The organism is Pseudovibrio sp. W64 (genome assembly GCF_001623145.1).
GTDB lineage: Bacteria > Pseudomonadota > Alphaproteobacteria > Rhizobiales > Stappiaceae > Pseudovibrio.
Genome location: NZ_LMCI01000018.1, coordinates 110139 through 134957 on the forward strand (window position 1 = coordinate 110139; position 24819 = coordinate 134957).

A 24819-nucleotide genomic window follows, 5' to 3' on the forward strand; every position below is an offset into this window, starting at 1 on the left:
CTCACTCCGGCGACGCGCGTCCCACCACGATAAGAAGAATTGAAGTTTGCATTCTGGTATTGGGAGCCTCAGGGCTCCACTCTCCCTTAACATAATTCCAACCGTGTAAGAGATTACCGCGCTTCACCATTGAATCGCTCAGGTAAACTCTGAAATTCGGGGTGAGATTAGGCTTAGATACGTAAAAGCGTCAAGTGGCTTCTTCTTAATGTTGCGCCGCAAAGACCTCTCGTTTCCTTGAGTTATCTGCAATAGTCAGCGTGCTTTGCAGAAGTTGCGTGGCGGAAAGTCCTACTCGCTCTGTTTGTATTGGCTTTTCCAGGCGCAACTGTTGCACTTGAGCGAACCCGCAGAAATACAGGATTTTGCAGTGCGATGCTGGCGGGGCCACTTTAGCTGCAGTGCACGCCTCTGACTGATAAGGAGAGCTGGGGTGGCCCGTAGTTGGTTGTTTGATGAAAAATTTGCGTTGGACTAATTGATAAGAGGTCAGTCTTGTGAAATTTGCGGTGTTTTTTCGCGTTTCGCACTTCTGAATTGTGTTTGTGCTGCGAAAATTCGTAGATTTGCATAGGTTAGTCTGGGATAAGTTTACTTTACACAAGACATTTTTGAAAAGTTGCACCTAGGGCCTTGCGCTCTTGCTAAAGGCTTTATATACACCCGCCATCGCTTCGGCGGGAAACGTTTTGGGTGTATAGCTCAGTTGGTAGAGCAGCTGACTCTTAATCAGCCGGTCTAGGGTTCGAATCCCTATGCACCCACCAACAAACGTCTCGTGTTTAGTGAGCCCGTAGCTCAGCTGGTAGAGCAACTGACTTTTAATCAGTAGGTCCACGGTTCGAACCCGTGCGGGCTCACCATTTTCTTTCAGAAAATCGGTGACTGTTTCACAAAGGCTTTTATGCCTTGGTGGTGTTTGTGTGTGCTTTGCTTCAAAGTGATCGCACCCCTTTTTGCATTCCTTGCATTCTGGTTTTCGAACTCTCTTCCCAATCTATCGTTTGTTCCGCTCTTTCTTTGAAAGGTTTTGTGATGGATTTTGTCATTACTGGTGCGTCTGGTGCTGGGAAATCTACTTTGCTGGCTTATCTCAAGTCTCTTGGGTATGCGTGCCGGGAGGAGGTTGGGCGTCAATTGGTGCGGGAGCAGCGTAGGATTGGTGGTTCTGCCCTTCCTGATCAAGACCGTGTTGCTTTTCGGGATTTGTTGTTTGAGCGTTCTATTGCGGCGTTTGATCAGGGAGGGATGCGGTCAGGTGAGACTGTGTTCCATGATCGCAGTTTTCTGGAAGCGATTGCGTATAGTGCAATTATTGGGGCTTCTGTTCCTGAGAGCATGGTTCGTGCTGCGCAACTGAGGCGGTTTGCGTCGCCTGTGTTTGTGTGTGCGCCGTGGAGAGAGATTTTTGAACATGATGCGGAGCGAACGCATGGCTTTGACTTTGCATGCCAGGATTATGCCGCGAATGTTTCGGGCTATCGTGCCTATGGATATGAGCTGGTTGAAGTGCCGCAAATGTGTGTTGAAGAGCGTGCGCGGTTTGTGATTGAGCGCGTCGGAAAACGTTCCCTGCTTTAATTTCTAGAATCGCTGATGTCACAAAACGTCGGGTGGGCTGTCTATTAAGAGCAGGGTGGATGTTGCTCTATGAGATTGGGCTTATGCATTTTTCGGGTTGTATCAATCTCAAGCATACACCTTATAGGTTGTTAACAGGTCGTCGTCGTGTTTCTGGTTGTGTTGTAATTCTGCAAGGTTGATTACCCGAAGGTCGTTAAGTGACTGGAACCTCTTAAAATTTCTAATCTGGTTCACGTTCTGTTATCGTGGGTTGTAAGCGTGAATTGATACAACCCATAAAATTGCGTTGGTTTTCCGTAAACAAGAATATCCGTAGCTTCATCTCTATCGAAGCGGACGAATTCTCTAGAAATAAAGTTGATATCTGTTCTCCATGCCAGTTCTGGTGTATGTTTCGTGATGTCTCTTTGTGGTGTTCAGGGATTTAGTCTGTTATACATTGAGGTGTGGCGGATGTATTACAAGAATACACGACTAGAACATCTTGATGGGCGTCAGGATTTGACGCCTGTTTGGGAATACTGGAACGAACATAGAAAAAAGATATTCGGAAGAGCATTTCATCTTACGGGTGGTGACATGGATGCGGCTGAAGAGTTGATGTCAGCAACGATCATTAAGGTTGCATCGCACTTTGAACAGCGTCCCTTGAATATGAGGGAGCCAATTGCCTTTTTTATGTACGCGCTCAAAAACGAGTTCATCAGTCAGTACCGGAAGAAGCGTTATGAATATCAGTTTCGTGATGGCGATAAGGATGTTTACGACGAACATCTGACCAATACAGAGATTGAAAGCGCACCGCAGGAAGTGCTGCTGGCACAGAAGGAAGAGCTGATGTTGATCAGCAAGACGCTGGAGCGGCTTCCTCTTATCTATCAGCAGATTTTTTCCATGAAGTTTGCCGAGGATCGCAGTTACAGCGAGATTTCGGAGGAGCTGAATATTTCTCAGGCTTTGGCCCGCAAGCGGGTGCAGTTTTTGCGTGAGAAGCTGAGAGATGCCCGCTCCAAGAAGCGTAAGCGGCTCAATTGAGCAGATTGAATGTTCACAGGAGGGTTGGGAGTGCGTCTCTCCGAATAGTTAACGAATTTAGACTGCGAGGGCGAAAGCATGGCGGAAGATACTGTAAATGCTCAGGTGACGGATGCCGTTACCCAGACAAATGTGAAGGTGGTGGGTGAAGCGCCTTCTCAGGCAATTGCCAATCTGTATCAGGTGGTAAGCAATGCGACGGGACTGTCGGTTCAAAATGCGACCCATGCGCAGCAATCCATGAACCAGATATCGACGGCTGTGGTGTCCAAGGGCGTTCAGCTGATTATGGAAATAGGCCCGACGTCTGGAGCGGAGTCTAAACCTTCAGGTGGCTAATTTGAGGGAATTTGATGGTGAGGGAGAGAGGTGAGAGTTCAGCTTCTCAAGAGTATGAGAATGCGATTACGCGTCGGCGGCGCCTGATCTCTCTGCTCCACGGACCTTTGAGCGATAATAGTTTGCGTTCCTCAACTCAGTCCGGTGCTGAGGCATCCAGAACACAGGGTGCTCAGCGATCTTCTCCAGCGGTCAAAATGTCCTCACAGGCGGCAACGGAAACCGTCAACACAGCAAGTGAGAGCAACAGTCAATCCGGAGCGCAACAAACCATGGTGATGGATAGTGAAAAGGGATCTGCTGGCGGTGCAGACTTTGAGGATACTACCGGTTCTGACGGAGCGGGTGGGCAGTCGCAGGGCACATCCACGGATACCGGGAAGGAGCAGTCCTCCGGGCCATCCTATCCACCATTGCCAACCTCTGCGCCTTCAACTTCTGCTTTAAACGAACAGATTACTCAGGCCGTGCAGTTTACCAACTTTCAAAATTACCAAGGATTGGAGTCGATGATCTCCATTCCTGATGATGTGATGACCAAGCAGTCCAGCGGGCATGCGTCGCAAAATGCAGAAACTTACATGAACGGTGTCATGCAAATCTCTATGGCTGCACAGGCGATTGTGGCCGCGAAGATCGCACAGGATCCGGCGCTGGCAGCGACACCTGCGCTGACGGAGCTGAACGTCATGGTGACCAATGCCATCTCGGCGTTTCAGGATGTGAGTGAGTGATCTGCCGGAAGCGGGTCAGCTGATGGATCTGTTTCAGGAAATTACGCTGTTGTTTCAATAGGACTACATTTTGCTTGCGACTTTTCTTCGGGCTCTGACGCGATAGGCAGATCCCCGGTCAGCTCTAAAGGTGAGATATGGAACGGGACGTTACATACATTCGAGAGGAATTGGAGGAGGTGATCCTCAATCAGTTGCGCCGCTGGGAAGGGGTTATCGAGCAGGAAGAGACGCTTACGCTGTCGCGGTCTGGTGTTGAGACGCTGCCAGGGCTTCTGTGTCATCTGAGTCTGGCGCGGGATGCGCTGGTGAAGGCGGAAGGGATGCTGGTGTGTGAAGATGGCATTACTGCAGCGGATGTGGTTCTCGGGTTTCGCGATGAGCGATTGCAGGAAGAGGCCGACCGGTATGAGGACCGTGAAGACGAGGACCGGTTGATCCAGGATGGGGTGGAAGAGGAGCTTCTTGCGCGGTTTACCTCCACTGGTGACATTGAGTTTGATGCGCGGGGAGAGGACCGTAGTTCCGAGCGAAATTCAGATCACAACTGGTAAGACTGGACTTGAGGAGTGAGGCGATGAGTACAGCCGCGAACGGAACGTCAGGGGCCGCAGATGCTGGTCCTCAAAAGGTCACGGTGACGCCGGGCCCGGAATTCAACTCTGCGCTGGATGATGCTGTCGTGCAGCTGACCAAGGTGAAGCAGAATGTGGATCAAGCGGCCAGTGAATTTGCGCAGCTGAGGCAGGGCATTCCAAACTACAATGAGGTGGTTGCTGAAATCCGCCAGCAGCAGGCGCAGATCAATCGGGCTTGTGACGATGCAACATCCTCTGCGCAGACGATTGTGTCTGAAGTGGAGCAGGCGGCAGCCAAGCTGTGCACCTCCATTGATGAAGAGATTACGACGATTAAGAGCGTGATTGGTACTGGGGATGAGGAGGAGGAACCGCAATCACCACCAGCACCACCGCCTGCACAGCCGCAGCCGCAAATGGTGCCTGGGCAAGGTGGGCCGCAAGCTGGTCCCGGCATGGCGCAGTTTCCGGGCTCTGGCCTGCCCGGTCAGGGCGGGGTTCCCAATCAGGAAGCGATGGCGGTACAGGCTGCTGAAGCCATGCGGGATTTTCTGAAGAAGGAAATCAAGTCGGAGCTTTCAAGGCAGATTGCACCGCTCAATGAGAAGCTCTCCGAGCTTTTGATTAGTTATCTGCAACAGAGAACTCGCGATAGATGAGTGATGTGTGAACCAATTCTTACGAAGGGCATTGGCTCTTAGGAAAGAGTTCACAAATAGAGAGGAGCGGCGTCAATAGTCTGTAAATGGCAATAATAACAAGCATATTGGAGAAAAAATGCCAAAGACTATTGAGGAACAATGTGGCGCAGCAAAACCCTCCGATGATGGAACTGTTGATGCTGACGTGATTGCAATTCTTGGGGTGGCTCCTGCGTTCGCGCTGGCGCTGACCTTCCTGACAGCGGCGCAATCGACAGGGGTGCTTTTTGAGAATTCCGTCTCGAATGCACAGCGCCAGAACATCATTGCGCAGACCGCTTTGAATCAGGGAATTTTGCATACTTATTCTGTTGGTTCCATGGCTGCTGCAAACAGCATTTCACATATGGATCCGAAGGAAGCCGAGCAGGTGAACGAGAGTTTGCTCGGAACATTGTGTCGGTACTTTTCGCGTTAAGTCGTGGTGTTTGGTCGATCTGCAACGGCCATTGAGTTTTCTAAATAATTGAGAGTTTGCCTCTGGTCAGTGCAGTGCTTGCGCTTGATCAGAGGTGAAGCAGGGCTGCGTTTTTACCGAACTGCTCATGAGTTCGGTTGATCAGGTGGGAGTGATTTATGGCGGATCTACCGGGGATTGGCCCCGTAATACCAGAGGGTGGCATGGTGACGGATGCTGTCACGCAATCCAATGTAACGGTGCTTGGGCAAGCGCCTGCAATTGCGATGGGAAACCTCTATGCATCCCTTGCACATTCAACGGGCATTTTGTTGCAGAACTCAGTCGCATCCGCGTCTCAATCTACCATTCTTGCACAGGCGACGACCAACATGGGCGTCATGCAAATCTATTCCGCGAATACAACGGCCGGGGCATCGGCCACAGAAAAAGTTGCTCAGGCTGGGACAGCTGACCAACTCAGCACGCTGCTGACTACCTTGCGTAGTTTCAACCCATAACCGGAACTTTCGAGCTTCGCTTTCTGGTGCAAAGGCCAGAGCGATGAGAATGGTTCTGATGCATCCTTTAAGTTGTAGTAGCGCGTACTCCTTTGGAGCCAGTTCAAGGAAATGCAGAACCGGATTTTGACCAGAACTGTATGAAAGAGGACTATTAGAATGCCAACAACTGTTAGCCCTATGATCACTGACGCGGTTACCCAGTCCAACGTAAAGGTCGTGGGTGAAGCCCCTGCGATGGCAATGGGCAGTGTCTTTCAGACAATGGCTCATTCCACCGGAATTCTCTTTGAGAATTATGTCTCTGCCGCTCAGCAGCAGAACATTCTTTCTCAGGCAGCGGCTAACCAGGGAGTCATGCAGATTTACTCCATGGATACGATGGCTGGTGCTGGTGCTACCGAAAAAGTTGCTCAGAGCGGCACACCAGACCAGTTGAACACGCTGCTGACAATCATGCGCGTTTTCAACCCAACCTAACGGGTTTAGGCGTCGCCCTCCGGCGGCGTTGGTTCAACTTGCAGTTAATGGTGTCCGGTTGGTTTTCAGGTGGGCATGCCCCTGGTGGTTCTCTGTGAAATCACCGGACACGACTTCTCTTATTCATGGCAGTTCATATTCTGCTGAGCTGCTTTTGTTTCTGTCTCCCGCGTATCGGTATTCGAAAGGCGGTTTCGTCTCTTCGAAAGATATGCTGCATTTTTAAGGATGACGACTATGCCGGATACGGTAAATCCAATGATTACTGATGCCGTCACACAAACCAATGTGAAGGTTGTTGGTGAAGCACCCGCCATGGCTATGGGTTCGCTTTTCCAGACTATGGCGCACTCAACCGGTATTCTCTTTGAGAATAACGTGGCTGCTTCTCAGCAGCAGAACATTCTGGCTCAGGCTGCAACCAACCAGGGCGTTATGCAGATCTACTCCATGGATACCATGGCAGCTGCTGGTGCTACGGAAAAGGTTGCTCAGTCTGGTACGCCGGATCAGCTTCAGACGCTTCTTACCATTATGGAAACCTTCCGTCCGGGCCGGTAAATGAACCTGTGACGACCTCTCGTGCGAGTTACATTTCAACCTTCCCTGCTTCGGCAGGGGAGGTTTGCAGTTTTGGTATGGTCTCTTTTGCTGACAGACCCGATGGAAATGGGTATAGGTACTGCTACGAATAAGCCCACAAAGGCAAAGAATGACACATACGCTAACCCCCATTTTGGTCTGTGCGCTCTACAAGTTTGTTGAGTTTGCGGACTTTGAAGACATGCGCGAACCTCTGCTTGACTACTGCAAAAGCCGTGGTATTCGCGGCAGTCTTCTTATTGCTCGTGAGGGCATTAACGGAACTATTGCTGGTGAAGAACCGCAGATGCGGGACGTGATTGCCTACTTGCGCAAAGACTCGCGTTTTCATGACATCATCGTCAAGGAAAGCTGGGCGAAGCAAGTTCCATTCAAGCGCATGAAGGTGCGTTTGAAGCAAGCGATCGTGAATATGGGCGTGAACCATATTGATCCGAATGATCTTGTCGGCACCTATGTGAAGCCAGAGGACTGGAATGCGCTGATCTCTGACCCGGATACGGTCGTGATTGATACGCGCAATGACTATGAGTTTGCTCTGGGCACGTTTGAAGGTGCGTTGGACCCAGACACGGAGACTTTTAATGAGTTTCCTGAGTGGGTCAAACGCAATGACAATTCTCTGCGCGCCAAGAAGAAGGTTGCCATGTTCTGCACCGGCGGTATCCGTTGTGAGCGGGCTACCGGCTTGATGCTGGAGCAGGGCTATGATGAGGTTTACCACCTTGAGGGCGGTATTCTGAATTATCTGGAAAATGTGCCAGAGGACGAGAGCCTCTGGAAAGGCGAGTGCTTTGTGTTTGATGACCGCGTGTCTGTTGACCACAAGCTTGATGCTGGCTGGGGGAAGAACCTGCCGGAGAAAACCAAGAAGGTTCTCGCGCCCTACCAGATTGACGACAAGCCTTCTGAGGCTGGTGAAAGCTGAAGCAGAGTTGATTGAGGGGCGGTTTGACTGCCCCTTACTTTTGTCTGCATCCGGAAAATCTTATCCCCGTTTGCTCAGGCTAGCTTATTGTTGATCTCATGTTCACGTAAACGGGCAGCTGGCGGAGCGACCGTCAGTGCAGCGTGAGCTGGGCGGGGCTACCGGGAGACATAACGCATCCTCCGGCGGGTCCGTTGAAACACCCCTTGAAAGTCTTTAGTGCAGGGACCAAGCGGAAGCTGGTCACCCGATGGGCGTCTACACTGGCAGGCGTTTAGCTATCACTGATACTCACATTTGCCTCTGGCTGGTGTGTTTGTTGCTGATGGTGCCTGCTCCCAATGCCTTTCGGTGGAGACCTTGTTTCATACAAAAACGCCCGGGCGAGGCGAGCAGCCAATGCCGAAGAAACTAATTTACTCATAATGCGCAGGCACTGCCTGCTCGCCTTGCTCACCCCGCACTCCGGGGCCCAAACGACAACACCGCCGGACATGAGCCAGCGGTGCTAAATCTGTTTGTTTTTCAAGACGCAGGGCAGAGCTTAGCCAAAGCGGCAGGCTGGCAGACCTTTGTGCTCCACATCCATTGCGAATAGACCGCCTGATTTTGGGAACTCCTTGAGAAGCTCCTCATCTCCATGCGGGCGCAGGCTTGCCACGACCAGTGTGCCCAGGTTTGGACCTGCAAAGCACGGGATGGTCGGGCGTGGGACTGGCATGGCGATGGACTGCAGCAGCTGTCCATCCGGATCAAAGCAGTTGACGTTGCCCGCTGAGACGCCTGCGGACCAGTAGTTGCCATCGGTGTCTGTTGTTGCGCCGTCAGGTCTGCCCACTGTGTTGTCCAGCTGCAGGAACTTGCGCTGGTTGGTGACAGCACCGAAGTCGCGGTCGAAATCATAGGCGAAGACTTCACCGGAGCCGGTGTCAGAGTGGTACATGGTCTTGTTGTCCGGAGACCATGCCAAGCCGTTGGAGGTTCTGATTTCCGTGGCGATCTGCGTGACGTTGCCGTCTGGCGTGACGCGATAGAGGCTGGCGATAGGGGTTCTTGGACTGATGTCATCCATGGTACCCACCCAGAATGCGCCGTCAGGTCCGACCTTACCGTCGTTCAGACGGGTGCGTGGATTATCCGGCTCAATCTTTGCGATGACCTCGTACATTTTGGTTCCTGTATCGAACAGGATGATTTCGTCTTTCATCGCCACGATGAGGCGACCGTCTTTACAAAGGCCGAAGGAGCCAACGACTTTCGGGAAGTCCCATGTGGTGACTTCTTTGCTATCCCAATGCATTGCATGGATCTGTTTTCCGAGGATGTCACAGAAGAACAGGTGTTTTGTCAGCTCATCCCAGAGGAGACCTTCGGCCAGCTCGTAGCGACCGTCCAGCAAGCAAGTGATAATTGGGGTCAAAGTCGTGCTCCATACTCATGCAGCCCGGGAGAGCTGCAGCAATATACAATTGAGCGTTGTTATAGAGAGGTTTGGCAGAAGCGTCGAGTATGCCTGTGAGAAAACCGCAAGGTTTCCGAGGTGAATTAGCTCTCGGAAATTGGCAGGGCGCTGCCTTGTTTGGTGGAGCGGATCGCGAAGGAGGAACGCATGCGCACAACGCCGGGAAGGCGGGTGAGGTGGTCACGGTGGATGCGCTCAAAATCAACCGGATCATCGGCCATCACACGCAGGATGTAATCCGCATCGCCGCCCATGAGGTGGCACTCCATAATCTCGGTGGAGCGATCAACGGCTTTCTCGAATGTTGAAAGGGCTTCCTCTGACTGAGAACCGAGTGAGATCTCGACAAAGACACTCATACGCTTGCCCAGCTTTTTCGGATTGAGCAGTGCGACGTATTTCTCGATGACGCCTTCACCCTCCAGAGTCCGGACACGACGCAAGCAGGCAGAGGCGGACAGACCCACATGATCTGCAAGATCAGAATTGGAGATACGGCCATTGTCCTGCAGCGCACGGAGGATCTTTTTATCAAGCTTGTCGAGTTTCATAGCTTTGCCGTTTTCGCAGATTATTGTGTCTGAACGATGTTTATTCGTAGATGTTTGCTAAAATGTACCGTGTCATGCGCACATTGCAAGCATCTGCAGTTGAGATTTCCATAAGCTATGTAGAAACACAAAGCCGAAGCTGATTGGGAGATTGTGATGCTTGTTGGTGTTCCTAAGGAAATAAAAAATCACGAATATCGCGTTGGTCTGACGCCAGACAGCGTGCGTGAAGTTGTTGCTCATGGCCACGACGTGGTTGTTGAAACCAATGCCGGTGTTGGCATTGGCGCGAGCGATGCTGACTATATTGCAGCTGGCGCATCCATCCTGCCGACTGCTGCAGACGTCTTCTCGAAAGCAGAAATGATTGTGAAGGTGAAAGAACCTCAGGCTGTTGAGCGCAAGATGCTCCGTCCTGATCACCTGCTGTTCACCTACCTACACCTGGCTCCGGATCCAGAGCAGACTGCTGACCTTGTCGCCTCCGGCGCGGTTTGCATCGCTTATGAAACCGTAACGGATGAGAAAGGCCGCCTTCCTCTGCTGGCGCCTATGTCTCAGGTTGCTGGTCGTCTTTCCATTCAGGCAGGTGCAACTGCACTGCAGAAAGCCAATGGCGGCGCTGGCGTTCTACTCGGCGGTGTACCGGGTGTTGCTCCTGCGAAAACCGTTGTGATTGGCGGCGGTGTTGTTGGCGCCCACGCAATTGAAATGGCAATCGGCCTTGGCTCTGATGTTACCGTTCTGGACAGAAACGTTGATGTTCTCGACGCCCTTTCTGCTCGCTTCGGTTCCCGTTTGAAGACAGTGTTCTCCAACCGTGCTGCGCTTGAGAAAGAAGTTCTGGCTGCTGATCTGGTTGTTGGTGCTGTTCTGGTGGCTGGTGCAGCTGCGCCGAAACTGGTGACCAAAGAGCACATCAAGGCGATGAAGCCGGGTTCTGTTGTGGTTGACGTTGCTATCGACCAGGGTGGTTGTTTTGAAACCTCCCGTGCAACAACTCACCAGGATCCAACCTACATCGTGGATGAAGTGGTTCACTACTGCGTGGCAAACATGCCGGGTGCTGTGGCTCGCACCTCTACCTACGCGCTGAACAATGCGACCTTGCCATACGTTCTGGCGCTGGCTGACAAAGGCTACGCAGCTGCTCTTCGCGACATCCCGGGCTTCCTGCCGGGTCTGAACGTTTATAAGGGTCAGGTGACTGTTGCTGAAGTTGCTGAAAACCTGGGCTACACTTACGTAGCTCCGGAAGCTGCTCTGGTTCAGGAAACCGAAGCAGCCTGAAAGTCTAAGCGGACTTAGAGCACGTCGCGTTCATTAGCATTCACGCACCGTGCTCTAACATCTTTGGCGGAGCGAATTCTTGTCGTTTGATTGAATCCAATCAAACGGAACGCGCTCTAGAGATTAGAAGCGGGGGCCACTGGCTCCCGTTTTGCGTTGGTAAAGGTTCTGTTTACCCTGTCACCGGTTTGCTGCGGCGTTAATGAGTTTGCAGGTGCGGTTTCGATATACTGGTCAAAATTTACTAGTATTTTTCTGATTGGGCGGCGTCATGTATCATGATTTGGAATTGGTTCTTCAGCATGATTTGATTGTTGAATGGAAAGAGCATTACAAAGAGGTGTTCGGCAAGCACACGCTCCTGCTAAACAACCGCCTGCATGAGTTACCTGTGTTTCTGCCAGAAAACCTGGCGCGGTTGATCGAGACCACTCCCTCTGAGCACTATGATTTTGTTCGTCCTGGTGCGATTGGCACCAAGAAGTCCCAGTGGCTACAAGGCAGTATTGAAGGCGCCAAAGGCGAGGATGTGCTTCGTGCTGTAGAAGAAGGGCGGTTCTGGCTTTCTCTTCGTGCACTTCAGGACTGGGATGAAGGTTTCAAGCAGGTCACATCGAAGATATTTGATGAGCTTGAGGTGAAGGTTCCAGGCTTTGAGACCTTTAAGCACAAGACCGGGATGCTGATTTCTTCCCCCGGTGCTCAAGTGTACTATCATGCAGATGTACCCGGACAATCCTTATGGCAGGTGAAGGGCCATAAGGACGTTTATATTTATGAGAATACCGCGCCGTTTCTTTCTGATGAGCAGTTGGAAGGTATCTTCCTTGGAACGACCGAAGAAGAGATCCGCTTTGAGCCCTGGTATGATGAGTTCGCTACAAAGGTGACGCTGAGCCCGGGTGAGATGGCGCATTGGCCGCTCAACAACCCGCATCGGGTTGAGAATCATGATGAAGTGAACATCTCGGTGACCACTGAGCACTTCACCACTGAGATCAGGGATTTTTATGCGATCATCTATGCCAATGGTTTGCTGCGTAGAGCAGGGATCTCTGGCAATCGGCATAGCGTTGGTGCGATGAAATACGCCAAGATGGCTTTGGCGGCTGCGCATAAGATCATCTACAAGAAGATGGTGCAGCAAAGTTCGGGTGCCAAAAGCCCGCGCAGCTTCAAGCTGGACATGACTGCACTAGACTTTATGGCTGATCTGTAGAGAGGATTGCTGTCAGCAGCGGTAGTAGTATGGGCGGCCATAGGTGTCGTAGCCGACACAGCGGCGCGGAGTGGTGGCTGCACCAATCAACCCGCCTGCAACGGCACCGATACCAGCACCGGCAAAGGCCGCGCCAACATCCCCTGTTGCTGCTCCAATCGCAGCGCCGGTGGCTGCACCAAGACCACCGCCAACGAGGACGCGGTCTGTTCGGTTATACTCACTGCAAGCACCGAGTGTGAGCAGGGTGGCTGTTATGATTATTGCTTTTCTCACGATCCTACCCATGGGCTGATTGTTTGAAACCCACGGTAGTACCTGATCTGTTGCAGATGAGTGAATGCAGCTTACGAGATGGCAAGGTGGTTAAGTTGAAGCTGTTTGCCTTTTGAGAGTTGTAGGTATGTAACGCAAAAAGGCCCCGCGGTTGCAGGGCCTTTGGAATGGTGTAACCAAATCTTTTTGCGAGGCTTATGGGCACTTTACGCGGTAAGGGCGACCGTACTGATCATAGGCAGTGCAGTTTTTCGGAGTTGTCACATTGCCAACAATGCCACCAGCTACACCGCCGATTGCTGCACCAGCGACAGCGGACCCCACACCACCGCCTGTGGCAGCGCCGATGGCTGCACCAGTTGCAGCACCAAGGCCACCGCCGATGAGAGTACGGTCCGTGCTTGAAGATGTGTTACAGCCAGCGAGGGCAAGCAATGCAACACTTACACCAGCAAGAGCAATTTTTTTCATTTTTTCCAGTCTCCTTTTGCTGCCAATCCCAATTTGACCGGACCCCGATACCTCCTGGCAGCTCTAACTTTGTGAGGTCGAGCTAACAAAAAGAACATGGTTAAAGTTTGTTAAAAATTAGAGGCTCCTCGCCTTCTTTAGATATTTTAACAAGCCTTGGGTCGAACTGTCTTTGTTTGCTGCGGATTGGCTGCCTTCAACCATTGGCAACAGCTGTGTCGCGAGTTCTTTTCCAAGTTCAACACCCCACTGGTCGTAGGAGTTGATGTTCCAAATCGCTCCTTCAACAAAGACGCGATGTTCATAAGACGCGATCAGCCTACCCAGCGTGAATGGATCGAGACGATCATAGAGGAGGGTGGTTGAAGGCCGGTTACCCGGGAAGACCTTTTGTGGAGCTAGTTTGGCAATCTCTTCTTCAGATTTTCCATCTTTACGAAACTTGTCTTCAACCTCTTCCAGAGAACGGCCACGGAGCAGGGCTTCACTCTGGGCAAGGCAGTTTGCCAGAAGGAGATTGTGATGGGTTTGCAGGTCTTCTTCGTGGCTGTTGGCAGCAACCAAAAACTCGCAAGGAATGATGCTCGTGCCCTGATGGATGAGCTGGTAGAACGCATGCTGGCCATTGGTGCCAGGCTCACCCCAGACGATTGGGCCGGTCTGGGTTTCAACCGTTGTGCCATCTTTGGTGACGCTTTTGCCGTTGGATTCCATATCCAGCTGTTGCAGGTAGGCAGGGAAGCGGGCAAGGCGCTGATCATATGGCAGAACTGCGCGGGTGTCGTAACCCAGCACGTTGCGATGCCAGACACCGACGAGGCCCATCAGGAACGGGATATTGTCTTCAATCGGGGTGGTGCGGAAGTGATTGTCCATTGCATGGGCGCCGCCGAGGAAATCGGAGAATGCATCCGGACCAATAGCGATCATGAGCGGGAGGCCGATCGCGGACCAGATGGAGTAACGTCCGCCGACCCAGTCCCAGAAGCCAAAGACACGCTCTTGCGAGATGCCAAAGGCCGCGACCTTTTCCAGTGCGGTGGAGACAGCTGCAAAGTGTGCTCCGACGGCTTCTTCGCCGTTGTGTTTGGCAATCCAACGGCGGGCTGTCGCCGCGTTGGTCATGGTCTCAATAGTGGTGAAGGTCTTGCTGGCGATGATGAAGAGGGTCTTCGCCGGATTCAGGTTTTCCAAAGTGTCGGCAATGTGTGCGCCGTCTACGTTGGAGACGTAATGCAGGTTCGGACCATCATGATATGGGGCCAGAGCCAGAGTTGTCATCACCGGACCAAGGTCAGAGCCACCAATGCCGATGTTGACCACGTCTGTGATTTTCTCGCCGGAATGGCCTGTGATTTCGCCAGAACGGATGCCTTCTGCGAAGTCGCCCATGTTGACGAGCACTTCGTTGATGTCAGGCATAACGTCTTTGCCGTCCACCAGTACTGGGTTCTCGGACTGGTTACGCAGGGCAGTGTGCAATACGGCGCGGTCTTCTGTGGTGTTGATGTGCTCACCTGCGAACATGGCATCGCGTTTTGCTTCAACATTGGCAGCGCGTGCGAGTTCGAGCAGGAGCTCCAGAGTTTCTTCAGTCAGCTTGTTCTTGGAGAAATCGTAGAGCAGGTCGTCAGAAGAGCGGGAAAACTTATCAAAACGAGAAGGATCTGCAGCGAAGAGATCGGTAATCTTAGTGGAATGAATGGCCTGAGCGTGTTCATCAAGGCGTTTAAAGATATCTTTTGGATTAGCTGTCGGCATCGAGGCCTCCATTTATTCTTGTAATAGCTTCTGGCTGGCAGCGAGTGTCGCGCCTTGCCAATTTACCGTAAAGCAGCTTGCTCGTTTTTCGGGACGTGCAAACTGCTCTAAAGTTTTGTTTTTATGCGTCTTCTTACGCGGAAATATGTTCATGCTTTTTAGGAGCATGACAGGTCCTTGATGTAAGGCCCCGGGTAAGAAATTCAATGCAATCAATCGTGATGGTTTGCGATTAAACAGTCAATGCAGCTGCTTCGCGAGCCCGCTTTTCAATGCCTGCCCAGTCTTCGGATTCAATTGCTTTTGCGTCTGCGATCCAGGACCCACCAACGCAAAGGACGTTAGGCAGAGCAAGGAAATCACGTGCGTTGCCAAGGTTGATACCACCAGTTGGGCAGAATTTAGCCGCAGCCAGAGGGGAAGACAGACCTTTCAACATCGGAGTGCCGCCGGCTGGAACAGCCGGGAAGAACTTGAGACGCTCATAGCCTGCTTCCAGCATTTTCATCACTTCAGACGGAGTGCACGTGCCCGGAAGTAAAGGAGTTTGCTGGAAATCTTCAGCAGCTGCGATGAGGTTGTCTGTTGCGCCCGGAGAAACGACGAATGTTGACCCTGCTTTGACGGAGGCTTCGTACTGCTGATGGGTGAGAACGGTACCAGCACCAACCAGAGCGCCTTCCACGTTGTCAGCGACTGCTTTGATGCAGTCCAGAGCGTTTGGAGTGCGCAGTGTGATCTCGATGCCCGGGATGCCACCGTCCACGAGGGCCTGTGCCATTGGAACTGCTTTTTTGGGGTCATCGACAATGAGAACTGCGATCACCGGGGCGGCGGTCATGATTGCTTCTACGCGCTCGATATTTTGAGCCATTACACTGTCTCCATTGCGCTGATTGTGTCAGCATTCCGTTGGGTTTTGTTTGTCTGTTCCAGATTGAAGAGGCGAGCGCCGGTATCGGCTGAGCTCACGTTTGCTCTGAAACTTGCGAATAATTCTCTTCCGGTTCCACTCTGGTAAGCTTGTAGGTCTGCAGATGCGGCAGTTCTTTGCGCAAACTCATCTGCAGGAACAAGCAGTTCCAGCGTACCGCTTACTGCATCAAGGCGCAGCAAGTCACCGTCCCTTACCTTTGCAATTGGTCCACCATCCATCGCCTCGGGAGTAACATGAATTGCAGCTGGGATCTTGCCACTGGCGCCAGACATCCGGCCATCTGTTACAAGTGCGACTTTATACCCCCGGTTCTGCACAACGCTAAGAGGTGGCGTCAGTTTATGGGCTTCTGGCATGCCGCAGGCTTGCGGACCAACGTAACGGAGCACGACAATCACATCTTTGTTGAGTTCGCCAGCTTTGAAGGCTGCTTCAACATCTTCTTGCGTATGGAAAACCTGAGCTGGCGCTTCGATGATATGGCGATCAGGTGCGACAGCAGAGGTTTTGATGATGGCAGAGCCGATGTTGCCTGTGAGGACTTTGAGACCGCCGTCTTTGTTGAACGGAACGGACATTGGCGCAAGGATGGTTTCATCCAATGCCTTAGCCGGTGCTGGCTTGCGGAGGACGCCACCCTTGTCATCAAGGAAGACGTTGACGGTGTAACCGTCCAAGCCAGTACCGTTGACTGTTTTGACGTCTTTGTGCAGCATGCCTGCATCCAGCAGTTCGCGAATGAGGAACCCCATTCCGCCTGCTGCTTCAAAGTGGTTTACATCGCTTTTGCCGTTTGGATAAACGCGGGCGAGCAACGGGACGAGCTCGGACAGGTCTGAGATGTCCTGCCATGTGAGCTGAATGCCAGCGGCGGCGGCGATTGCGACGAGGTGCATGGTGTGGTTGGTGGAGCCGCCTGTTGCGTGCAGGCCAACGACACCGTTTACGATTGCGCGTTCGTCGATGATCTCAAAGAGCGGCGTAGGTGTGCTGCGCTGCGCGGTGAGTTCGACAACTTGTGTGACTGCTTCTTCAACCAATGCTTTGCGCAGTGGTGTGAGCGGGTTGATGAAGGAGCTGCCCGGCATGTGCAGGCCCATGATCTCCATCAGCATCTGATTGGAGTTTGCGGTGCCGTAGAAAGTACAGGTGCCAGGTGAGTGATAGGATGCGCTTTCAGAAGCAAGCAGTTCTTCGCGGGTTGCTTTGCCTTCTGCAAACAGCTGGCGAATGCGGGCTTTCTCGTCGTTGGCAATGCCGGAGGTCATTGGGCCAGCAGGTAGGAAAATTGCCGGTAGATGACCGAAGGACAAGGCACCGATGAGCAGGCCCGGGACAATCTTATCGCAAACACCGAGGAACACTGCCGCGTCAAACATGCCATGTGACAGACCAACGGCAACGGACATGGCGATCAGGTCACGGGAAAACAGTGACAGGTCCATCGCTGGCAGGCCCTGTGTCACGCCATCGCACATGGCTGGTACGCCGCCAGCAACCTGAGCTGTCGCCTGAATTTTGCGGACTGTTTCGCGGATGATTTCCGGGTAGCTCTCGTATGGCTGGTGTGCGGAAAGCATATCGTTGTAGGCGGTGACGATGCCGAGGTTTGGCTGCTTGTCTGTGGCGAGGTGCTGTTTATCAGCTGCCGGACAGGCTGCGAAGCCATGTGCCAGGTTAGTGCAGCCGAGGTTTGTGCGTTGTGGTGCGTTTGTGTGCTGCGCTTTCATGCGACGAAGATAGTCTTGTCTGCTCGTAGCGCTGCGCTCGATTATGCGATCTGTAATCTCTTTGAGGCGAGGGTGAACCATGTCTTGTGCTCTGCCTTTTGTTCTTTGACTTTTCATCAGTCAAACCGAATGACCAGATGCGGGACTGGGAGGAGGAAATCCCTGTTTTTGGTCGTTTTAATCGATTTAAATTCTGAGCCTAATTTTTATTCTGACAACTCTGCCCGTAGGCAATTTTGATTTTTTCGGGGATGGGCGCAAGTGGGAGAAATACTTGCAAGGGCGACCAGGTGCCAGCGGACCGGCACCTGGTGTTTAATCAATATGTTTCATCATGCCATGTACGGCCATCACGCTCGATAAGTGCGATGGAAGCAGATGGGCCCCACGTGCCTGAGGTATAAGGCTTTGGAGCTTCTTTAATTTGGGACCATTGTTCAAGGATCGGATCGATCCATGTCCATGCCGCTTCGACTTCGTCACGGCGCATGAACAGGGTCTGGTTGCCACGGATCATATCCATGATGAGGCGCTCATAAGCATCCGGATGACGGGAGCTGAAGGCTTCAGCAAAGGTCATGTCCAGCGGAACTTCACGCAGCCGCATGGAGCCTGGGCCCGGGTCCTTAATCATCACCTGCATTTTCACGCCTTCATCTGGCTGCAGGCGGATGACCAGCTTGTTTGCAGCAATCCGTCCAGCATCTGGCAGGAAGATGGAGTGAGGCAGGTCTTTGAATTGGATGGTGATTTCGGAAACACGAGCGGCAAGGCGTTTGCCGGTGCGCAGGTAGAACGGAACGTTGGCCCAACGCCAGTTTTCGATGTCTACCTTGGCAGCTACGAAGGTTTCAGTGTTGGAATCGTTGCGACCTAGCTCTTCCAGATAACCCTTCACAGCACCACCAGCAGATGCGCCGGCACGGTACTGACCGCGAACTGTGTTGCGCTCGACCATTTCGCTGCTCATTGGACGAAGGGCTTTGAGTACCTTCAGTTTCTCGTCGCGCACACTGTCTGGTGCCATGGACTCAGGTGGTTCCATAGCAACGAGGCAAAGCAGCTGAAGCAGGTGGTTCTGGACCATGTCGCGCAGAGCGCCTGCGGTGTCGTAGTAACCAGCGCGGCTTTCAACGCCGAGTGTTTCTGCCACGGTGATCTGTACGTGGTCGATGTGAGCCGCGTTCCAGAGTGGTTCAAACAGTACGTTGGCAAAGCGCAGAGCCATAAGGTTCTGAACGGTTTCTTTGCCGAGGTAGTGATCGATACGGAAGATCTGGTGTTCTTTGAAGACGGAACCGATGGTCTCGTTGACATCGTGAGCAGATCTGCCGTTCTTGCCGATCGGCTTTTCGATGGTCACGCGGGACGTTTCTGTCACGAGGTTATGTTCGCCGAGCGCGGAGCAGATTGGGCCGAAGAAATCTGGAGAAACAGAGAGATAGAAAGCGCGGACAACGTCTTCGCGGCCTGCCAGTTTTTGCTCCAGAGCTTCCCAACCGGTGTTCTGAGCAACGTCAACGGACACATATTGGATACGAGCGAGGAAGCGTTCGAGAGCTTCCTGATTGACTTCAGCGACGTGCTCACAAATGGCAGTGCGGGCCCAGTCGCGGTACTCTGTATCGCTGAGCTCGCGGCGGGAAACTGCGATGATGCGCGCGTCTTCGCCCAGATGACCGACTGGTTCGCGATGATAGAGAGCTGGGAGCAGCTTGCGGTGTGCAAGATCGCCGGTGCCTCCAAATACAACGAGATCAAATGGGTCAGATTGAGCTGGACGGTTCGCCATGGAGTTCCCTTAGTCGTGAGCCGGTATCGGATATCCGGCTTCAATTGCTTGGCATGCGGTATCAGTTGGAGAATTTGCAGGAGCAAGCCAGCAGGCCAACTGAATTAAATTTGATTGTAGAGTTGTGAGAGGCGCGGACGTGAGCCGCAAGCTTGGCAGTTAGACTGCTCTTATCTGCATCAAAACTCATACAAAGGTTGCATTTATGAAATTGCACCTCTGTTTGATGCGGGTTTCATCAAAATGCAAGCAAAAATACGAATGTGCCTAGAAACTAGGCAGTTCGGTGTGCTGAAAGGGGAAGTCGCCATTCAAAAAATACAGTTTCTGTGGGTTTTGTTTTCTGACTGTCATGATTTGTACAATTCCAACAAGCATTTGTAATGGCGGCATTGGGGAGCTTGCGATCTTTTGCTAGGCTTGCCCCAAGGGAAATATAAATGAGGAAGCATGCCCTATGCTTCCTCTGGGAGGAAATGGCATGGGATCTCGTCAGCAAAAGGTTGCCGGTTTAAAAACACTCATCGATCAGGGGCAGGGCAATGTACCTGCTGATCTGGTGTTGAAGAATGTTGAGCTGTTCAATGTGATCGACGGCAGTCTGACGAAGACCGACATTGCGATCTCCGGCGAGAAGATTGTTGGAATTTATGATGACTATAGCGGTGTGAACGAGATCGACTGCAGCGGCAAGATTGCCGTGCCGGGTTTTATCGATACACATCTTCATGTGGAATCATCGTTGGTGACACCGTTTGAGTTCGATCGTTGTGTGTTGCCTCATGGTGTGACGACTGCGATTTGTGATCCGCATGAGATTGCCAATGTGACCGGTGCTGCTGGCATTAAGTACTTCCTCGACAGCTCTGTTGAGACCATTCTGGATTTACGGGTGAACCTGTCTTCCTGTGTGCCTGCCACTAAATTTGAGACAGCTGGTGCTCAGTTGGAGATTGATGACCTTTTGCCATTCAAGGATCATCCAAGCGTTATTGGTTTGGCGGAGTTTATGAACTTCCCCGGTGTGTTGGCCGGTGATCCGGATGCTTTGGCTAAGATTGCTGAGTTTGAAGGGGAGCATATTGATGGTCATGCGCCTTTGGTACGTGGCAAAGCCTTGAATGGCTACCTTGCTGCGGGCATTCGGACTGATCATGAAGCGACCACCGCAGAAGAAGCATTGGAGAAGATCTCTAAGGGCATGACGATCCTGATCCGAGAAGGATCTGTCTCCAAAGATCTGGATGCTTTAGCGCCTGTCCTGACGCCTGAACGGGCCAGTTTTGTTGCGCTTTGTACGGATGACAGGAATCCACTTGATATTGCGGAGGAGGGACATCTTGATTGTCTCATCAAGCGCCTGATTGCTCATGGATGTGCACCTCGTGATGTCTACCGTGCGGCAAGCTGGTCAGCAGCCACTGCGTTTGGTCTGCGAGATCGCGGATTGATTGCGCCGGGTTGGCGTGCAGATATTGTGCTGCTCAATGACTTAGAAAGCTGTGATGTGGATCAGGTGATCAGTGCTGGGCGTGTGGTTTCGGATGAGTTGTTTGCCAGCCGCAAGTTGATTGAGCCGGAAGGATTGCTGGACAGTTGCCATGCCGAACCAGTGCATGCAGAGAGCTTCCGTGTGCCTGCGCAGCGCGAAACATCAGTGATTGGTGTGAAACCGGGGCTGATTATCACCGAGCATCTGAAGCGGGATTTGCCCGTTGATCATAATTATTCCCAGATCGATTTGGGGCAGGATGCTATCAAGGTGGCTGTTGTGGAGCGTCATGGAAAGACAGGGAATATTGCGACAGGGTTCGTAAACGGGTTTGGAATGACATCGGGTGCGATTGCCTCCTCTGTTGGACATGACAGTCACAACATCTGTGTGGTTGGCGCTGATGAAGAGGCCATGGCAATTGCTGTGAACCGATGCATTGCGTTGCGCGGTGGATTTGTGGTTGCTGAAGGTGAAGAAGTGCTGGCTGAGATGGAACTGCCACTTGCCGGATTGATGAGTTTGGAGCGATTTGAGGTGGTCAAAGAGCGTTTGGAAGTGCTGCGCAAAGCTGCAAAATCTCTCAATTGTGTTTTACCAGAGCCGTTTTTGCAGGTCGCATTCTTGCCTCTTCCGGTTATTCCCCACCTTAAAATTACTGATTTTGGGCTTTTTGACGTGTCGAGTTTTCAGCTCATTCAATAGAGCAGAGCTTTGATATCTCTTGGGTTCTCGAGAAAAAATCAGTGGAATTGAGTAATGTGTCGCATTGAAGGTCAACCGTATGTCTGGGTTGACGCAATGGTAAACCTGCCGCAAATTCCACGCAAAGCATGATGATATAAGGTTTTTCTGATATGTTGCGCACATGAACCTTGGCGCTCAGCTTCGGTTTCCTGTCAACTTCGTCTGAAGAACTATAATAATTCGGGGAGGAGATCTGCGCATGGCGACAGGTCGTGAGGGACAAGTGGAATTTCCAATTCGTACTATCGATAGCTATCTGGATGATACGGTCAAAAATTATGCGCACCGTCCGGCTATCTACTTCATGGGCAAATCAACAAGCTACGGCGAATTGGGAGATTTCGTTGAGCGTGCTGCAGGTGCCCTGCAGGCGATGGGTGTGAAGAAGGGCGACAAGATCGGCCTTTGTCTGCCTAATACGCCGTACTACACCATTTTCTATTTTGCGATCATGAAAATTGGCGGTGTCGTCGTCAACTTCAACCCGCTTTATGTTGAGCGCGAAATCGCGTTTCAGGCGCGGGATTCTGGCGCACGCATCATGGTGACCATGGATCTTTCTGTGATCTATGATCGTGTGGAAGCTGTTCGTCAAGAAGGTGCTCTGGACAACATCATTGTATGTCCGATGGCTGACATTCTGCCTCAGCCTAAGAAGCTGTTGTTCCAGCTGTTCAAGCGGAAGGATGTTTCCAACATTCCAGCTGATAAAGCTCACATCCGCTTCAAAGATTTTCTTGCAAAGTCCAAAGGCATTACTCCGGTTGAGATTGAGCCGAAGGAAGATGTGGCGATCCTGCAGTATACCGGTGGTACTACTGGTGTGCCTAAGGGTGCGATGCTGACGCATTACAACATCACGTCAAACATGGAGATGCTGGAAAGCCATTACGGTGGCTTGAAGCGCGGCTACGAGAAGACACTTTGTGTGCTGCCATTCTTCCATGTGTTTGCGATGACTGTTCTGCAGAACCTTTCCATTCTGGGCGCTGCTGAGATGCTGCTTATGCCGCGGTTTGATCTGAAAGAACTGCTTGATCTGGCTGCGAAGAAGAAGCCAACTTTGTTTGCGGCTGTACCAACGCTTTACACCGCGATCAACAACAGTGAGCTGACGAAGAACTACGATCTGACATCAATCCGCTATTGTATGTCTGGTGGAGCGCCGCTGCCTGTTGAAGTGAAGCAAAAGTTTGAAGCCCTGACAGGCTGCGTTCTGGTGGAAGGCTACGGTCTGACAGAGAGCTCTCCGGTTGCTTCAGCTAACCCTATGGACGGAACTGGCAAAGACGGTTCTATCGGTGTTGTAATGCCGGGGACGACTGTTGAGTTTCGTGATCTGGATGAGCCTGAGAAGATCGTTGCACAAGGCGAAAAAGGTGAGCTTTGCATCATCGGCCCGCAGGTCATGAAGGGCTACTGGAACCGTCCTGATGAGACCGCCAAGACTTTGGAAGGTGGCCGTGTCTTGCATACTGGTGATGTGGGCTACATGGACGATGAGGGGTTCATCTTCCTCGTTGATCGCATCAAGGACCTCATCATCTGTTCTGGCTACAACGTGTATCCGCGTGTGATCGAGGAGGCGCTTTATCAGCATCCGTCCGTTGCTGAGGTTATCGTGATTGCTATTCCAGACGGGTATCGCGGTCAGGCACCGAAGGCCTTTGTGAAGCTGAAAGATGGTCAGAGCGCGACTGCAGAAGAGTTGAAAGACTTCCTGAAGGGGCACATCTCCAAGATTGAGATGCCGAAGGCGATTGAATTCCGTGAGGAGCTGCCAAAGACCATGGTTGGTAAACTCTCCAAGAAAGAGCTGGTTGAGGAAGAGGCTGCCAAGACACGCAGCACTGAAAACGCCAGCTGATAGCTACTTCGTGAAAAAAGAAAAGCCCTCGCATTTGCGAGGGCTTTTTGCTTGAGCTTAGCGTTTGCTCTAGTGCGTTTTCGTGGGCGCTGTTCCAGTTGCCACCTTCTTGCCCAGCACAGTCTCGCGGTGCAGGGTGTAAAGGGAAGCTGCGACAATAATTGCGCCACCAAGGTATGTGGTCCAGAGCGGCCAGATGCCGAAGATTACGACAGAAATGATTGCCGCGTAGACAAGGCGGATATAATCAAACGGTGCAATCACAGAGGCCTCACCAAACTTGAGGGCCTGAATGTTGCTCATCTGAGCGCTCCAGCTGACACCTGCCAGCAAGAGCAGGAGGATCGCATCATTTAGGTTGATTGATACCCAATAATAGATGCCGAAGGGGGCCATGATCAGACCCACAAATGTTGCTTGAAAGGTCAAGATCGTGATGGGCTGATCAACCTGAGTGACCTTGCGCAGGATGATGCCTACGAGTGCGGCACAGGCTGAGGCCAAGATCGCCATGAAGCTGTAGATGCTCATTTCCGCGCCGGTGCCGGGCTGGACGATGACCATCACACCGATGAAGCCAAGGATAGTTGCCGAAATTCTGTGAATGCCGATAACTTCTTTCAGAAAGAAAACTGCAAAGATCGTGATGAAAAACGTGCGTGCAAAACCAATCACTGTGCTTTCAGCAAGCGGCAGGTGAATGACTGCGGTGAAGCCGAAATACATTGCAGAGGACGCAAGCAGGATGCGGCCCAGGTGAAGCAGTGGAGCCTGTGTTTTGAGCGAACCCGGAAATCCTTTGATAATGATCGGTGCTGAGATCACCAGCATGAAAAACTGGCGTAGCATAAGGATTTGAGTAACGTGTAAGCGATCGCCGAGCAGCTTGATGATGGTGCTCATGACGGCCATAAGGAATGTTGCCAGAAGGGCCCAGCAGATGCCGCGTGTGTTATTAGACAGGCTTTGCCATTTTGCGGAAAACCTTGTTTTTAACGCAGCAGATGATGAGCTGCCTTCAGGCTCTGCTGAAGGAACAGGCATGTAACTGCTTTCGAAGCTGCCTTGATACGATCAAAACGACCAGACCCGATGTCTGGTGCAAAATGGTGTGCGCCAGGGGGCGGACAACGTAACAAAGATCAGATGGGTGTATGGCTTAAATAACCTAATGTTTGCGGTTTGGTCAAATTCTAAAACAAATTTTAGCTTGAGAGTTTCGACAGTAAGCACGAAGCTGCCGACAACTTAGAGCTCTAAGTACCCTTCCGTAATTTGCTCTAAATAATGCGATAATGACCTTAAGTTACTCTGGAAAGTACAC

The 24819-nt window shown here is 51.9% G+C and carries 24 protein-coding genes and 2 tRNA genes; 17 read left to right on the plus strand and 9 right to left on the minus strand.

Features of this window, described 5'->3' with window-relative positions:
* Positions 1–691: 691 nt before the first annotated feature.
* The 13 genes from PsW64_RS09295 (at position 692) to trhO (ending at position 7900) form a co-directional block, all read left to right on the plus strand.
* Positions 692–767 (plus strand) — tRNA-Lys (locus PsW64_RS09295).
* 20 nt (positions 768–787) lie between these two features.
* Positions 788–863: transfer RNA gene (locus PsW64_RS09300), tRNA-Lys, on the plus strand.
* Between the two features lie 172 nt (positions 864–1035).
* Complete coding sequence (locus tag PsW64_RS09305) at positions 1036–1581, plus strand: AAA family ATPase (protein WP_063303429.1); 546 nt, start codon at positions 1036–1038, stop codon at positions 1579–1581.
* Between the two features lie 456 nt (positions 1582–2037).
* The gene (locus tag PsW64_RS09310; protein WP_063303430.1) at positions 2038–2619 is read left to right on the plus strand and encodes an RNA polymerase sigma factor; all 582 of its coding nucleotides are present in this window, start codon (positions 2038–2040) and stop codon (positions 2617–2619) included.
* A 78-nt stretch (positions 2620–2697) separates the two neighbouring features.
* Complete coding sequence (locus PsW64_RS09315) at positions 2698–2958, plus strand: RebB family R body protein (protein WP_054663306.1); 261 nt, start codon at positions 2698–2700, stop codon at positions 2956–2958.
* 14 nt (positions 2959–2972) lie between these two features.
* Positions 2973–3692, plus strand: coding sequence for a hypothetical protein (locus tag PsW64_RS09320; RefSeq protein WP_063298113.1), 720 nt, complete (start codon positions 2973–2975; stop codon positions 3690–3692).
* A 137-nt stretch (positions 3693–3829) separates the two neighbouring features.
* Positions 3830–4246, plus strand: coding sequence for a hypothetical protein (locus PsW64_RS09325; protein ID WP_057460905.1), 417 nt, complete (start codon positions 3830–3832; stop codon positions 4244–4246).
* A gap of 23 nt (positions 4247–4269) precedes the next feature.
* Positions 4270–4929: a hypothetical protein gene (locus PsW64_RS09330; protein WP_063289652.1), complete on the plus strand. Its 660-nt coding sequence runs from the start codon at positions 4270–4272 to the stop codon at positions 4927–4929.
* A 118-nt stretch (positions 4930–5047) separates the two neighbouring features.
* The gene (locus PsW64_RS09335) at positions 5048–5389 is read left to right on the plus strand and encodes a RebB family R body protein (protein WP_063303431.1); all 342 of its coding nucleotides are present in this window, start codon (positions 5048–5050) and stop codon (positions 5387–5389) included.
* A gap of 203 nt (positions 5390–5592) precedes the next feature.
* Entirely contained in the window at positions 5593–5889 is a 297-nt protein-coding gene (locus PsW64_RS09340) for a RebB family R body protein (protein WP_057460918.1), read from the plus strand.
* A gap of 159 nt (positions 5890–6048) precedes the next feature.
* On the plus strand, positions 6049–6369 hold the full coding sequence (locus PsW64_RS09345) for a RebB family R body protein (protein ID WP_057460907.1): 321 nt from the start codon (positions 6049–6051) through the stop codon (positions 6367–6369).
* A gap of 237 nt (positions 6370–6606) precedes the next feature.
* Entirely contained in the window at positions 6607–6930 is a 324-nt protein-coding gene (locus PsW64_RS09350) for a RebB family R body protein (RefSeq protein ID WP_057460908.1), read from the plus strand.
* Positions 6931–7081: 151 nt separating this feature from the next.
* A complete protein-coding gene (trhO, locus tag PsW64_RS09355; RefSeq protein ID WP_063303432.1) occupies positions 7082–7900 on the plus strand; it encodes an oxygen-dependent tRNA uridine(34) hydroxylase TrhO in 819 nt (272 codons plus the stop codon).
* 544 nt (positions 7901–8444) lie between these two features.
* On the opposite strand, the gene PsW64_RS09360 is transcribed toward trhO, so the two are convergent.
* Both PsW64_RS09360 and PsW64_RS09365 read right to left on the minus strand, forming a co-directional pair.
* Positions 8445–9320: an SMP-30/gluconolactonase/LRE family protein gene (locus PsW64_RS09360; protein WP_063289649.1), complete on the minus strand. Its 876-nt coding sequence runs from the start codon at positions 9318–9320 to the stop codon at positions 8445–8447.
* Positions 9321–9445: 125 nt separating this feature from the next.
* Positions 9446–9913 (minus strand): Lrp/AsnC family transcriptional regulator, encoded by a 468-nt coding sequence (locus PsW64_RS09365; protein WP_057460911.1) that lies wholly within the window; start codon positions 9911–9913, stop codon positions 9446–9448.
* Positions 9914–10069: 156 nt separating this feature from the next.
* On the opposite strand from PsW64_RS09365, the gene ald reads away from it, so the two are divergent.
* Positions 10070–11203, plus strand: coding sequence for an alanine dehydrogenase (gene ald, locus PsW64_RS09370; RefSeq protein WP_063303433.1), 1134 nt, complete (start codon positions 10070–10072; stop codon positions 11201–11203).
* Between the two features lie 271 nt (positions 11204–11474).
* Positions 11475–12422 (plus strand): hypothetical protein, encoded by a 948-nt coding sequence (locus PsW64_RS09375; RefSeq protein WP_063303434.1) that lies wholly within the window; start codon positions 11475–11477, stop codon positions 12420–12422.
* A gap of 12 nt (positions 12423–12434) precedes the next feature.
* Here the strand turns inward: PsW64_RS09375 and PsW64_RS09380 are convergent, their stop codons facing one another.
* The 6 genes from PsW64_RS09380 to zwf all read right to left on the minus strand — a co-directional run bounded on the left by PsW64_RS09380 (position 12435) and on the right by zwf (position 19389).
* Positions 12435–12698: a glycine zipper domain-containing protein gene (locus PsW64_RS09380; RefSeq protein ID WP_057460919.1), complete on the minus strand. Its 264-nt coding sequence runs from the start codon at positions 12696–12698 to the stop codon at positions 12435–12437.
* Between the two features lie 195 nt (positions 12699–12893).
* Positions 12894–13169 (minus strand): glycine zipper domain-containing protein, encoded by a 276-nt coding sequence (locus PsW64_RS09385; protein ID WP_057460914.1) that lies wholly within the window; start codon positions 13167–13169, stop codon positions 12894–12896.
* A gap of 117 nt (positions 13170–13286) precedes the next feature.
* The gene (pgi, locus tag PsW64_RS09390) at positions 13287–14930 is read right to left on the minus strand and encodes a glucose-6-phosphate isomerase (protein ID WP_063303573.1); all 1644 of its coding nucleotides are present in this window, start codon (positions 14928–14930) and stop codon (positions 13287–13289) included.
* A 232-nt stretch (positions 14931–15162) separates the two neighbouring features.
* Entirely contained in the window at positions 15163–15804 is a 642-nt protein-coding gene (eda, locus tag PsW64_RS09395; protein WP_063289646.1) for a bifunctional 4-hydroxy-2-oxoglutarate aldolase/2-dehydro-3-deoxy-phosphogluconate aldolase, read from the minus strand.
* Entirely contained in the window at positions 15804–17678 is a 1875-nt protein-coding gene (edd, locus tag PsW64_RS09400) for a phosphogluconate dehydratase (RefSeq protein WP_063303435.1), read from the minus strand. The genes eda and edd overlap by 1 nt, the downstream gene beginning before the upstream one ends.
* 238 nt (positions 17679–17916) lie before the next feature.
* A complete protein-coding gene (gene zwf, locus PsW64_RS09405; protein WP_063303436.1) occupies positions 17917–19389 on the minus strand; it encodes a glucose-6-phosphate dehydrogenase in 1473 nt (490 codons plus the stop codon).
* 481 nt (positions 19390–19870) lie between these two features.
* Between zwf and ade the strand changes: the two genes are divergently transcribed.
* Together ade and PsW64_RS09415 are read left to right on the plus strand one after the other, a co-directional pair.
* On the plus strand, positions 19871–21586 hold the full coding sequence (gene ade / locus PsW64_RS09410; protein ID WP_063303574.1) for an adenine deaminase: 1716 nt from the start codon (positions 19871–19873) through the stop codon (positions 21584–21586).
* 241 nt (positions 21587–21827) lie between these two features.
* A complete protein-coding gene (locus tag PsW64_RS09415) occupies positions 21828–23495 on the plus strand; it encodes a long-chain-fatty-acid--CoA ligase (protein ID WP_063300935.1) in 1668 nt (555 codons plus the stop codon).
* Positions 23496–23564: 69 nt separating this feature from the next.
* On the opposite strand, the gene PsW64_RS09420 is transcribed toward PsW64_RS09415, so the two are convergent.
* Entirely contained in the window at positions 23565–24539 is a 975-nt protein-coding gene (locus PsW64_RS09420; RefSeq protein WP_057462666.1) for a DMT family transporter, read from the minus strand.
* Between the last annotated feature and the right edge of the window lie 280 nt (positions 24540–24819).

Bases quoted from the DNA above. Each gene is read 5' to 3' on its own strand.
- PsW64_RS09305 (WP_063303429.1), top strand. From the start codon at position 1,036: ATGGATTTTGTCATTACTGGTGCGTCTGGTGCTGGGAAATCTACTTTG.
- PsW64_RS09310 (WP_063303430.1), top strand. From the start codon at position 2,038: ATGTATTACAAGAATACACGACTAGAACATCTTGATGGGCGTCAGGAT.
- PsW64_RS09315 (WP_054663306.1), top strand. From the start codon at position 2,698: ATGGCGGAAGATACTGTAAATGCTCAGGTGACGGATGCCGTTACCCAG.
- PsW64_RS09320 (WP_063298113.1), top strand. From the start codon at position 2,973: ATGGTGAGGGAGAGAGGTGAGAGTTCAGCTTCTCAAGAGTATGAGAAT.
- PsW64_RS09325 (WP_057460905.1), top strand. From the start codon at position 3,830: ATGGAACGGGACGTTACATACATTCGAGAGGAATTGGAGGAGGTGATC.
- PsW64_RS09330 (WP_063289652.1), top strand. From the start codon at position 4,270: ATGAGTACAGCCGCGAACGGAACGTCAGGGGCCGCAGATGCTGGTCCT.
- PsW64_RS09335 (WP_063303431.1), top strand. From the start codon at position 5,048: ATGCCAAAGACTATTGAGGAACAATGTGGCGCAGCAAAACCCTCCGAT.
- PsW64_RS09340 (WP_057460918.1), top strand. From the start codon at position 5,593: ATGGTGACGGATGCTGTCACGCAATCCAATGTAACGGTGCTTGGGCAA.
- PsW64_RS09345 (WP_057460907.1), top strand. From the start codon at position 6,049: ATGCCAACAACTGTTAGCCCTATGATCACTGACGCGGTTACCCAGTCC.
- PsW64_RS09350 (WP_057460908.1), top strand. From the start codon at position 6,607: ATGCCGGATACGGTAAATCCAATGATTACTGATGCCGTCACACAAACC.
- trhO (WP_063303432.1), top strand. From the start codon at position 7,082: ATGACACATACGCTAACCCCCATTTTGGTCTGTGCGCTCTACAAGTTT.
- PsW64_RS09365 (WP_057460911.1), bottom strand. From the start codon at position 9,913: ATGAAACTCGACAAGCTTGATAAAAAGATCCTCCGTGCGCTGCAGGAC.
- ald (WP_063303433.1), top strand. From the start codon at position 10,070: ATGCTTGTTGGTGTTCCTAAGGAAATAAAAAATCACGAATATCGCGTT.
- PsW64_RS09375 (WP_063303434.1), top strand. From the start codon at position 11,475: ATGTATCATGATTTGGAATTGGTTCTTCAGCATGATTTGATTGTTGAA.
- PsW64_RS09385 (WP_057460914.1), bottom strand. From the start codon at position 13,169: ATGAAAAAAATTGCTCTTGCTGGTGTAAGTGTTGCATTGCTTGCCCTC.
- pgi (WP_063303573.1), bottom strand. From the start codon at position 14,930: ATGCCGACAGCTAATCCAAAAGATATCTTTAAACGCCTTGATGAACAC.
- eda (WP_063289646.1), bottom strand. From the start codon at position 15,804: ATGGCTCAAAATATCGAGCGCGTAGAAGCAATCATGACCGCCGCCCCG.
- edd (WP_063303435.1), bottom strand. From the start codon at position 17,678: ATGGTTCACCCTCGCCTCAAAGAGATTACAGATCGCATAATCGAGCGC.
- zwf (WP_063303436.1), bottom strand. From the start codon at position 19,389: ATGGCGAACCGTCCAGCTCAATCTGACCCATTTGATCTCGTTGTATTT.
- ade (WP_063303574.1), top strand. From the start codon at position 19,871: ATGGGATCTCGTCAGCAAAAGGTTGCCGGTTTAAAAACACTCATCGAT.
- PsW64_RS09415 (WP_063300935.1), top strand. From the start codon at position 21,828: ATGGCGACAGGTCGTGAGGGACAAGTGGAATTTCCAATTCGTACTATC.
- PsW64_RS09420 (WP_057462666.1), bottom strand. From the start codon at position 24,539: ATGCCTGTTCCTTCAGCAGAGCCTGAAGGCAGCTCATCATCTGCTGCG.